Source organism: Streptomyces sp. EDA2-14, from assembly GCF_054963755.1.
Genome location: NZ_JBUEGE010000001.1, coordinates 528,170 through 539,689, shown reverse-complemented (window position 1 = coordinate 539,689; position 11,520 = coordinate 528,170). Strand labels below are relative to the sequence as shown.

Sequence of the window (11,520 nt, the reverse complement as noted above, 5' to 3'; positions counted from 1 at the left end):
ATTGTCCCGCCTCGCGGAATCTTCCGGAGCGCACCCGTCGTCGGGCTCACTGCGCCTGGAGCACCAGCAGCGCCAGATCGTCGTCGGGCGGGCTGTCGGCGAAGGCGTGCACGAGCCGCCGGATCCGCTCCGCGAGCAGCGGCGCCGTGAGCCCCGAGCACCCGGCGAGCGCCTGCGCGAGCCCGTCGCCGTCGTCGAACTGGAGGGCCCCGCGGCGGCGCTCCGTCACCCCGTCCGTGACGCACAGGAGCGTGTCCCCGGTGCCCATCACGAACGTTTCGCTTGAGTAGTCCGGGTCGTCGACGACCCCGAGCAGCATCTGTGGTGTGGCCGCGGCGACGATCTCCCCGCCGGGCCGCATGAGCAGCGGCAGCGGGTGCCCGGCGGAGGCGATGGTGCAGAGCACGCCGTCCTCGGTGGGGGTCAGCTCGCCGTAGAGGAGGGACAGGAAGCGGGAGGTGGAGCCCTCGGGCGGCACACCGCGGCCGTCGGCGGCGGCGATCGCGCGGGCCGCCGCGTCGGAGGCCTCGGTGGCATCGTCGAGGAGCAGCCGGTTGAGCCGGTCGAGGACCTGCGAGACCTGGTACTCCTCGCGGGCGAGCAGCCGCAGCCAGGGCCGGACGAGCCCGATGACGACGGCGGCCTCCGGCCCCTTTCCCTGTACGTCGCCGAGCGCGAAGCACCAGCGTCCGGCGCCGGCCGGGAACACGTCGTAGAAGTCGCCGCCGGGCCCGCCCGCCTCCTTCGGCTCGTAGACGAGGGCGGTCTTCACGCCGGGGATCTCGGCCATGGACGTGGGCAGCAGGCCGCTCTGCAGGATGCGGCTGATGGTGGCCTGCCGGGTGAACCTGCGGGCCGCGCTGACGGCGAGGGCGACGCGCCGGCTGAAGTCCTCGACGAGCCCGGTGACCTCGTCGGGGAAGCGGTGCAGCCCGGCCCGCCCGATCAGCAGGATGCCGAGCGCACGGCCGCCTGCGGAGAGCCGGTAGGCGAGCGCCGAGCCGGCGTCCTCCGCGCCGGGGCCGCCCTGCGGGTCGAAGGGCCAGGGCACCGGTACGGCGCCGAGGTTGCGGTCGGGCAGCCGCGGCGGTTCCTTCTCCAGCAGTCCGCGCAGCTCCTCGATGCGGTGCTCGTGGGTGTGCCAGACGCGGGCGAGCCGGGGCAGCGGCATCGAACCCGCGCCCAGTACATCGTGCTCGACGACGCCCGGCAGTCCGCGCCCCTCCTCCTCGTAGAACCAGATGGCGCACCAGTCGGCGAGCCGCGGTACGAGGAGCTGGCCGACGAGCGCGGCGACCATGTCCTCGTCGAGCTGTCCGGCGAGCAGGTCGGAGGCCTCGGCGAGGAAGGAGAGCGCGCCGCGGTTGATCCAGTCCTGGTCCTGGTGCTCGCGCGGGGCCGCGGGCGCAAGCAGCTCGGCGGCGCGCGGTCCGCGGGCGCGCGCCGAACCGTCGGGGAGTTCGGCGGCGGGCGCCGGAGTGTCGGCGGGGATCCGGGCCCAGACGGTCTTGGTGCCGTGACCGTATGTAATGCCCCACAACTCGGCGAGGGAGGAGACGAGTTGGAGTCCGCGCCCGTACTCGGGGGTCTCCGGAGAGCGGGACGGCCGGTCGTTGCGGACGGCGCGGGCCGGGTGCCGGTCGGTGACCTCGACGACGAGTCCCGCGGCGACGCTGCCGTCGGCGGCGGCGCCCTCCAGGCGGCACAGGAGGTCGACTTCGGTGCCGGCGTGCACGACGGCGTTGGTGACGAGTTCGCTCAGTACGACGGTCGCGTCGTCCATGAGTTGTCCGTCGATGGTCAGGGGTACGGACAGTTCGGGAAGTTCGGTCCAGTCGTCGAACGCGGCTCGCAGGAAACGGCGGGAGGCCGCGGGCGCCAGCGTGTTCCCCGGCAGCGACGTGCGCGCGACGACGCCCGGCTCGACGGTCGGCCGGCCCGCCGCGTCGGGCGGGTCCGTGGCGCTGAAAGCACCTTCCCGCTGGATCGGAATGGAACCCACGTTTCGGCTCCTGAGTAGTTGTGGCAAAGACGTCTCAGGCGACACCGTCAGAGTGACAGACTGGCCCCGCCCATAAGCGCGGAGTTACCTAAGTAGGCCGCTATGAGTGAGAACAGTGGTATGCGTGCACCTCAGAAGGGCTACGGTGACGAAGCCATTCGCCCCGGCGATCTCCGGCCGCTACTGGCCGCGATGACAGCCGCCCGCGACGGCACGTTCGCACATGTGGCCACAACGGCCGACGGAATCGTCGGCGAGCTCGGTGCCGCGTTCAATCAGCTCGTGGACCGCAGTGTGCAGTTCAATTCCGAACTCGCGCGCGTGCGCAGGGAAATCACCCGGCACGGACGGCTCGACGAGCGTCTGGAGGCCAGTCCGGGGCAGGGTGCCTGGGTGACCCGCGTCGGCGACGTGAACACCATCGTCGACGCGCTCGTCGCGCCGACCGCGAACGCCACGCGGGTGCTCGAAGCGGTGGCGGGCGGCGATCTGACCCAGCGCGTCGATCTGCACGACGGCACCCGCCAACTCCGTGGCGACCTCAGACGGCTGGGGCGTTCGGTCAACAAGATGGTGGACCAGCTCTCCCTGTTCACCGACGAGGTGACCCGGGTGGCCCGCGAGGTGGGCACCGAGGGCCGGCTCGGCGGACGCGCCAAGGTGGCGGGCCTGTCGGGGAGTTGGCGCGCGGTGACCGAGGCGGTCAACACCATGGCGTCGCGGCTCACGGCGCAGGTGCGCGACATCGCGCTGGTGACGACGGCGGTGGCGCAGGGGGACCTGACGCGTACGGTCACGATCGAGGCGACGGGCGAGCTGCTCGAACTGAAGCTGACCGTGAACACGATGGTCGACCAGCTCTCCGCGTTCGCCGACGAGGTCACCCGCGTGGCGCGCGAGGTCGGCACCGAGGGCCAGCTCGGCGGACGCGCCCAGGTGCGCGGCGTGTCCGGGGTCTGGAAGGACCTCACCGACAACGTCAACTTCATGGCGTCGAACCTCACCTCTCAGGTCCGCAACATCGCGCAGGTCACGACGGCCGTGGCCGACGGCGACCTGAGCCAGAAGATCACCGTCGACGCCCAGGGCGAGATCCTCGAACTCAAGTCGACGATCAACACGATGGTCGACCAGCTCAGCGCCTTCGCCGACGAGGTCACCCGCGTGGCGCGCGAGGTCGGCACCGAGGGCCAGCTCGGCGGACGCGCCCAGGTGCGCGGCGTATCGGGCGTCTGGAAGGACCTCACCGACAACGTCAACTTCATGGCCGACAACCTCACCTCGCAGGTGCGCAACATCGCGCTCGTGTCGACGGCGGTGGCCCAGGGCGACCTCGGCAAGAAGATCACCGTCGAGGCGAAGGGCGAGATCCTCGAACTCAAGTCGACGATCAACACGATGGTCGACCAGCTCTCCGCCTTCGCCGACGAGGTCACCCGCGTGGCCCGTGAGGTCGGCACGGAGGGCAACCTCGGCGGTCAGGCGCAGGTGCGCGGCGTGTCCGGGGTCTGGAAGGACCTCACCGACAACGTCAACTTCATGGCGTCGAACCTCACCTCTCAGGTCCGCAACATCGCGCAGGTCACGACGGCCGTGGCCCAGGGCGACCTGTCGAAGAAGATCTCCGTCGACGCGCGCGGCGAGATCCTGGAGCTGAAGGACACCGTCAACACGATGGTGGAGCAGCTGCGCGGATTCGCCGACGAGGTGACCCGCGTGGCCCGCGAGGTCGGCACCGACGGCCGGCTCGGCGGGCGGGCGACCGTGCACGGGGTGTCGGGCGTCTGGAAGGACCTCACCGACAACGTCAACTACATGGCGGACAACCTCACCTCGCAGGTCCGCAACATCGCGCAGGTGGCCACGGCAGTGGCCCAGGGCGACCTCTCCAAGAAGATCGACGTCGACGCGCGCGGCGAGATCCTCGAACTGAAGACGACCATCAACACGATGGTCGACACGCTCTCCTCGTTCTCCTCCGAGGTGACCCGCGTGGCCCGCGAGGTGGGCTCCCAGGGGCAGTTGGGCGGCCAGGCACGGGTCGAGGGCGTGTACGGCACGTGGAAGCGCCTGACGACGAACGTGAACGAGCTGGCGCTGAACCTGACCACGCAGGTCCGCGCCATCGCCGAGGTCGCCTCCGCGGTGACCCAGGGCAACATGTCGCGCTCGATCACGGTCGACGCGCAGGGCGAGGTCGCCGAGCTCAAGGACAACATCAACCTGATGGTGGCCAACCTCCGCGAGACGACCCGCGCGAAGGACTGGCTGGAGTCGAACCTGGCGCGGCTCGCCGCCCTGATGCAGGGCCACCGCGACCTGATCGAGGTCGCCGACCTGATCCTGCGCGAGCTGACGCCGCTGGTGAACGCCCAGTACGGCGCCTTCTTCCTGGCGGAGCAGGACGACGACGGCGCCCGGCCGCGCTCCCTCAACCCCACCAAGGGCCTCGCCTACATCGCGGGCTACGGATCGGCGTCCGCCTCGGTCATCGACACGGGCGGCATGCCGGTCCACGGCCTCGTACGGCAGGCGGCCCTGGAGCGGAAGCGGATCCTGGTGGAGGAGGTGCCACCGGACTACATCAACATCAACAGCGGTCTGGGCGAGGCGGCGCCCGCGTCGGTCGTGATCATCCCGATCCTCTTCGAGGACAAGCTCCTCGGCGTGATCGAGCTCGCCTCCTTCTCCCGCTTCTCCGACGTCCACCTGGCGTTCTTCGACCAGTTCGTGAACACCATCGGCGTCGCCATCAACACCATCATCGCCAACTCCCGTACGGAGTCGCTGCTCGGCGAGTCCCAGCGACTGGCCATCCAGCTCCAGGAACGCTCGAACGAACTGCAGCGCCAGCAGGCCGAGTTGCAGCGCTCGAACGCGCAACTGGAGGAGAAGGCGGCGCTGCTGGCGACCTCCTCGCAGTACAAGTCGGAGTTCCTGGCGAACATGTCGCACGAGCTGCGCACCCCGCTGAACTCCCTGCTCATCCTGGCCCGGCTGCTCTCCGACAACCCGGACGGCCATCTCAACGACCAGGAGGTCCAGTTCGCGTCGACGATCCACCGCTCGGGCTCCGACCTGCTCCAGCTCATCAACGACATCCTCGACCTGTCGAAGATCGAGGCCGGCCGGATGGACGTACGGCCCAAGCGGCTCCCCCTCATCAAGCTCCTCGACTACGTGCACGCGACCTTCCGGCCCATCACCCTCGACCGCGGCCTCGCCTTCGAGGTGTCGGTCGGCGAGGACGTGCCGCGCGAGATGTTCTCCGACGAGCAGCGGCTCCAGCAGATCCTGCGCAACCTCCTGTCGAACGCGATCAAGTTCACCGCGCAGGGCCGGGTCGAGCTGCGGGTCAACCGGGTCGCGGGGCCGGACGGCGTACAGCCGGGCGAGGGCGACGACATGCTCGCCTTCGCCGTCACCGACACCGGGATCGGCATCCCGCGCGACAAGCTCGCCGTCGTCTTCGAGGCGTTCCAGCAGGCCGACGGCACGACGAACCGCAAGTACGGCGGCACGGGCCTCGGCCTGTCCATCAGCCGGGAGATCTCCGCGCTGCTCGGCGGCCACATCGTCGCCGAGAGCGAGCCGGGCGAGGGCTCCACGTTCACGCTGCACGTCCCCGTGCGCTGCCCGGGCCACGAGTCGCTCCCGGCGCGCGAGCTGCCCGCTCCCCTGCCCGGCATGGCCGCCGTACCGTCGCAGAGCGGGCCCGCGGAGACGTACGCGCCGCCGCAGCGCCCGGGCGTCCCGGACCCCCTGGAGCTCCCGGAGCTGTCGGAGGCGGAGGACAACTGGCCGGCGCCGACCAAGCTCGAACAGTGGAAGACGGGCAGGGCGGGGGCGGTCCTGCCGGGCCGCCGCGTCCTGATCGTCGACGACGACATCCGCAATGTCTTCGCGCTCACCCATGTACTCGGCCGCGTCGGCATGCCGGTCCTGTACGCGGAGAACGGGCGCGAGGGCATCGAGACCCTGGAGAGCCACCCGGACGTCGAGCTGGTCCTGATGGACATCATGATGCCCGAGATGGACGGCTACGAGACCATTTCCGTCATCCGCGGTACGCCGAGGTGGGCCGGGCTGCCCATCGTGGCGCTCACCGCCAAGGCCATGCCCGGCGACCGCGAGAAGTCGATCGCCAAGGGCGCGAACGACTACGTACCGAAACCGGTGGACGTCGACCAGCTGCTGACCGTCGTGTGCGAGCTGCTGTCATCCGAGGGGGCGGAGCTGTCCGCACCCGAGGCATCCGGTTCCCCGGCGACCCCTGAGTGAGGCACCGTCACCATGACCACTGCAGAGTCCACTTCAGCGGATCGGGCCAGCATCCTCCTCGTTGACGACATGGAGGACAACCTGACCGCCCTCGAAGCCGTCCTCGGCCCGCTCAACGAGCCGCTGGTCCGGGCCCGTTCGGGCGAGGAGGCGATGAAGGCGCTGCTGCGCAGGCAGTTCGCCGTCGTCCTCCTCGACATCCGGATGCCCGGCATGGACGGCTTCGAGACGGCGACGAACATCAAGCGTCTCGACCAGACGAAAGACGTCCCGATCATCTTCCTGACGGGCACGGAGGCCGACACCGGCTACGCCTTCCGCGGCTACGCGACCGGCGCCGCGGACTACCTGACCAAGCCGTTCGACCCGTGGGTGCTGCGCGCGAAGGTCACCGTCTTCCTCGACCTGCACCGCAAGAACCGCCAGTTGCAGCGCCTCCTGGCCCGCGAGCACCGGCAGCTGGACGACCTCGCGTCCCGCATGGCGTCGCTGGAGCGCCGCCTGGCCGAGGGAGACACCCCCGACATCCGGGAACTGCGCCACGACATAGGAGAGATGAAGGAGACGCTGCGGATGATGCGCCGGGGCTGACGTCCGTCCGCCCCGGCGCGTGTTCTCCTGTTCTCCGCAGCGTTCTCGCCGGGGCCGTCAGCCCTCGCGGCTCCCGGAGTACATCTCGTCGAGCAGCTCCTTGTACTGACGCTCGACGACCGGGCGCTTCAGCTTCAGGCTGGGCGTCAGCTCGCCGTGCTCGATGTCGAGGTCACGCGGCAGGAGCTTGAACTTCTTGATGGTCTGCCAGCGCTGCAGGCCCTCGTTCAGCTCCTTCACGTAGCCCTCGACGAGCGCGACCGTCGCGGGCGCCGCGACGACCTCCGCGTAGGAGGCGCCGCTCAGGCCGTTCTCCTTCGCCCATTCCAGGATCGACGGCTCGTCGAGCGAGATGAGCGCCGTGCAGAAGTTCCGGTCGGCGCCGTGCACCAGGATGTTCGAGACGTACGGGCAGACGGCCTTGAACTGGCCCTCGACCTCGGCCGGCGCGATGTACTTGCCGCCGGACGTCTTGATCAAGTCCTTCTTGCGGTCGGTGATCCGCAGGTAGCCGTCGTTGGACAGCTCGCCGATGTCGCCCGTGTGGAACCAGCCGTCCGACTCCAGGACCTCGGCGGTCTTCTCGGGCAGGCCGTGGTAGCCCTCCATGATGCCGGGGCCGCGCAGCAGGATCTCGCCGTCGTCCGCGATCCGCACCTCGGTGCCGGGCAGCGGCTTGCCGACCGTGCCGGTGCGGTAGGCCTCACCGGGGTTCACGAACGAGGCGGCGGAGGACTCGGTCAGCCCGTAGCCCTCCAGGATGTGCACCCCGGCACCGGCGAAGAAGTAGCCGATCTCGGGAGCCAGCGCGGCCGAGCCGGACACGCATGCCCGCAGCCGCCCGCCGAAGGCCTCCCGCAGCTTGCCGTAGACAAGGCGGTCCGCGGCCTTGTGCTTCGAGGCGAGCTTGAACGGAACGGAGGCGACACCGGTGCGGCGGAAGTTGTCCTGGCTGACCTTCGCGTACTCGCGCGCGACCCCGGCCGCCCACTGGAAGATCTTGTACTTGGCGCTGCCACCGGCCCGCGCCTTCGCGGCGACGCCGTTGTAGACCTTCTCGAAGATGCGCGGCACGGCCGCCATGTACGTCGGCTGCACGACCGGCAGATTCTCGATGATCTTGTCCACGCGGCCGTCGACCGCGGTGACGTGCCCGACCTCGATCTGGCCGCTGGTCAGCACCTTGCCGAAGACGTGCGCGAGCGGCAGCCACAGGTACTGCACGTCGTCGCCGCTGACGAGCCCGGTCGCCGCGATGGCCTTCGCCATGTACGACCAGTTGTCGTGCGGGAGCCGGACGCCCTTGGGCCGGCCGGTGGTGCCGGAGGTGTAGATGAGCGTGGCGAGCTGGTCCTTCTGGATCGCCCCGACCCGTTCGGTGACGACGTCCGGGTTCTTCTCCAGGTACGCGGCGCCGCGCGCCTCCAGGTCCTCAAGGGTGAGCACCCAGCCGTCGGGGTCGCCCGCGTCGGGCTGCACACCGGTCGCGTCGACCACCACGACGTGCCGCAGCTCGGGCAGCTCGGAGCGGCGCGCCCGCGCCTTGGCGAGCTGCGCGGCGTCCTCCGCGACCATGACCTTGGACTCGGAGTCGGACAGGATGAACGCCGACTCGTCCTCGTTGGTCTGCGGGTACACCGTCGTGGTCGCCGCGCCCGCGCACATGATGCCGAGGTCCGCGAGTATCCACTCGACACGGGTCGAGGAGGCGAGCGCCACCCGCTCCTGCGGGCCCACACCCAGCTCGACCAGGCCCGCGGCGATGGCGTACACCCGCTGCGCGGCCTGCGCCCAGCTCAGCGACTTCCAGTCGTCGGGGCCCGTGCCGGAGGCCGAGGGCACCGGATAGCGGTAGGCCTCGGCGTCCGGTGTCGCCGCCACGCGCTCCAGGAAGAGGTTCGCCACGGAGGGCGGACGGTTCTCGATCAGGGTCTGTGTGTCGCTCACGACGTCCTCCGGGGCCCGCGACAGTGCGGCTTGTTCAGACAGTGCGGCTTATTGATAGGTGGCTTGATACGCGGCTGGAAACCCAGCTTGTTTAACTGGCGAGTAACCATTGGGCAGTGATCAGGGTAAGGGTCACCCGGCCGCCACGTAAGGGGCTCCGGCCTTCGACTTCACCGGACTGCCTCCTTCGTCCTCACCCCTCACACGGCTCACACAAAAGCGGGGCCCGGCAGGCGTGAACGCCTGCCGGGCCCCGCTCGGGGTGGCTCACTTCTTGTTCTTGGAGCCGCCGCCGTCGTCACTCGAAAGAACCGCGATGAAGGCTTCCTGCGGCACCTCGACGGAGCCGACCATCTTCATGCGCTTCTTGCCCTCCTTCTGCTTCTCGAGGAGCTTGCGCTTACGCGAAATGTCACCGCCGTAGCACTTGGCGAGGACGTCCTTGCGGATGGCGCGGATGGTCTCGCGGGCGATGACCCGCGAACCGATCGCCGCCTGCACCGGCACCTCGAACGCCTGGCGCGGGATCAGCTCCCGGAGCTTGGCGACGAGCCGCACGCCGTACTGGTACGCCTGGTCCTTGTGCGTGATGGCGGAGAAGGCGTCGACCTTGTCGCCGTGCAACAGGATGTCGACCTTGACGAGCTGGGCGGTCTGCTCGCCGGTGGGCTCGTAGTCGAGCGAGGCGTAGCCGCGGGTCTTGGACTTCAGCTGGTCGAAGAAGTCGAAGACGATCTCGGCGAGCGGCAGCGTGTACCGGATCTCGACCCGGTCCTCGGAGAGGTAGTCCATGCCGAGCAGCACGCCGCGCCGGCCCTGGCACAGCTCCATGATCGAGCCGATGAACTCGGACGGGGCCAGGACGGTGGCGCGCACGACCGGCTCGTGCACCTCGGCGATCTTCCCTTCCGGGAACTCGCTCGGGTTCGTGACCGTGTGCTCCTCGCCGTCCTCCATGGTCACGCGGTAGACCACGTTGGGGGCGGTGGCGATCAGGTCGAGGCCGAACTCGCGCTCCAGGCGCTCGCGGATCACGTCGAGGTGCAGCAGGCCCAGGAAGCCGACGCGGAAACCGAAGCCGAGGGCGGCCGAGGTCTCCGGCTCGTACACCAGCGCGGCGTCGTTGAGCTGCAGCTTGTCGAGCGCGTCGCGCAGCTCGGGGTAGTCGGAGCCGTCCAGCGGATACAGACCCGAGAAGACCATCGGCTTCGGGTCCTTGTAGCCGCCGAGCGGCTCCTCCGCGCCCTTGTTCAGCTGGGTGATCGTGTCACCCACCTTGGACTGGCGGACGTCCTTCACGCCGGTGATCAGGTAGCCCACCTCGCCGACGCCGAGCCCGTCGGCGGGCAGCATCTCCGGCGAGTTCGTCCCGATCTCGAGCAGCTCGTGCGTCGCGCCCGTCGACATCATCCGGATCCGCTCACGCTTGCTGAGCTGACCGTCGACGACACGGACGTACGTGACGACACCGCGGTACGAGTCGTAGACCGAGTCGAAGATCATCGCGCGGGCGGGGGCGTCCTTGACGCCGACCGGGGCCGGGATGTCGCGGACGACCTTGTCGAGCAGCGCCTCGACACCCATGCCGGTCTTGGCGGAGACCTTCAGCACGTCGTCGGGCTCGCAGCCGATGAGGTTGGCCAGCTCCTCGCTGAACTTCTCGGGCTGCGCGGCCGGCAGGTCGATCTTGTTGAGGACAGGAATGATCTGGAGGTCGTTCTCCATCGCCAGGTACAGGTTGGCGAGGGTCTGGGCCTCGATGCCCTGGGCGGCGTCGACGAGCAGGATCGTGCCCTCGCACGCGGCGAGCGAGCGCGAGACCTCGTACGTGAAGTCCACATGGCCCGGCGTGTCGATCATGTTCAGGATGTGGGTACTGCCCTCGTCCGGCCCCTCCGTGGGGGCCCAGGGCAGACGCACCGCCTGGGACTTGATCGTGATGCCGCGCTCTCGCTCGATGTCCATCCGGTCGAGGTACTGAGCACGCATCTGCCGCTGCTCGACGACACCGGTCAGCTGGAGCATGCGGTCGGCGAGCGTGGACTTGCCGTGGTCGATGTGCGCGATGATGCAGAAGTTGCGAATCAGAGCCGGGTCGGTGCGGCTCGGCTCGGGCACATTTTTAGGGATCGCGGGCACGCAGGGTCCTGTCTCTTGAGGCCTTCTGCCTCGGGTCGGCCTCGGTTGGGATCAATACGTAGCCTCCATCGTCCCATGCGCGGGGGACTGCGGTCGGTTTGGGCCGCTCGGGCGACGGCTGATACCGTGGGCAGCTGTGTCTCATGCCCTCTCAGCGCGAGGCACTACTCAGTGAAAATCATCGGTACGGGACCTTCACCGGCCCCGTGCCTGAACCTGAAAAGGCTCAATTCGTGGCGAACATCAAGTCCCAGATGAAGCGGATCAAGACCAACGAGAAGGCGCGCCTGCGCAACAAGTCGGTCAAGTCCTCCCTGAAGACCGCGATCCGCAAGGCCCGTGAGGCCGCTGCCGCGGGTGACGTCGAGAAGGCCGTCGTTGCTCAGCGCGCTGCCGCGCGTGAGCTCGACAAGGCCGTCTCCAAGGGCGTCATCCACAAGAACCAGGCCGCCAACAAGAAGTCGGCGCTTGCTTCGAAGGTCGCCTCCATCCAGGCCTGAACCTGACCTGATACGACCGTCGGTGGGACCCGGGCGGGCCCTCTCTCATCCGCCCCCGAC

At 69.2% G+C, this 11,520-nt stretch carries 6 protein-coding genes; 3 read left to right on the top strand and 3 right to left on the bottom strand.

Annotation, left to right across the window (positions count from 1 at the left end):
• Window positions 1–46: 46 nt before the first annotated feature.
• Window positions 47–2,002 carry a SpoIIE family protein phosphatase gene (locus ACY34M_RS02320; RefSeq protein ID WP_462717328.1) on the bottom strand — a complete coding sequence of 652 codons (1,956 nt, stop codon included), beginning with the start codon at window positions 2,000–2,002 and terminating at the stop codon, window positions 47–49.
• A 192-nt stretch (window positions 2,003–2,194) separates the two neighbouring features.
• On the opposite strand from ACY34M_RS02320, the gene ACY34M_RS02315 reads away from it, so the two are divergent.
• A complete protein-coding gene (locus ACY34M_RS02315; protein ID WP_462717327.1) occupies window positions 2,195–6,283 on the top strand; it encodes a HAMP domain-containing protein in 4,089 nt (1,362 codons plus the stop codon).
• Window positions 6,284–6,295: 12 nt separating this feature from the next.
• On the top strand, window positions 6,296–6,874 hold the full coding sequence (locus ACY34M_RS02310; RefSeq protein WP_462717326.1) for a response regulator: 579 nt from the start codon (window positions 6,296–6,298) through the stop codon (window positions 6,872–6,874).
• A 57-nt stretch (window positions 6,875–6,931) separates the two neighbouring features.
• Here the strand turns inward: ACY34M_RS02310 and ACY34M_RS02305 are convergent, their stop codons facing one another.
• Both ACY34M_RS02305 and lepA read right to left on the bottom strand, forming a co-directional pair.
• Complete coding sequence (locus ACY34M_RS02305; RefSeq protein ID WP_462717325.1) at window positions 6,932–8,821, bottom strand: AMP-dependent synthetase/ligase; 1,890 nt, start codon at window positions 8,819–8,821, stop codon at window positions 6,932–6,934.
• Between the two features lie 267 nt (window positions 8,822–9,088).
• Window positions 9,089–10,960 carry a translation elongation factor 4 gene (lepA, locus tag ACY34M_RS02300; protein WP_462717324.1) on the bottom strand — a complete coding sequence of 624 codons (1,872 nt, stop codon included), beginning with the start codon at window positions 10,958–10,960 and terminating at the stop codon, window positions 9,089–9,091.
• A 233-nt stretch (window positions 10,961–11,193) separates the two neighbouring features.
• Here lepA and rpsT point away from each other — a divergent pair, with 233 nt between their 5' ends.
• Complete coding sequence (gene rpsT, locus ACY34M_RS02295; RefSeq protein ID WP_462717323.1) at window positions 11,194–11,460, top strand: 30S ribosomal protein S20; 267 nt, start codon at window positions 11,194–11,196, stop codon at window positions 11,458–11,460.
• Window positions 11,461–11,520 lie beyond the last annotated feature (60 nt).

What these genes read in the sequence shown, in the direction of transcription:
- ACY34M_RS02315 (WP_462717327.1), top strand. Translation starts at nt 2,195, where the DNA reads ATGACAGCCGCCCGCGACGGCACGTTCGCACATGTGGCCACAACGGCC.
- ACY34M_RS02310 (WP_462717326.1), top strand. Translation starts at nt 6,296, where the DNA reads ATGACCACTGCAGAGTCCACTTCAGCGGATCGGGCCAGCATCCTCCTC.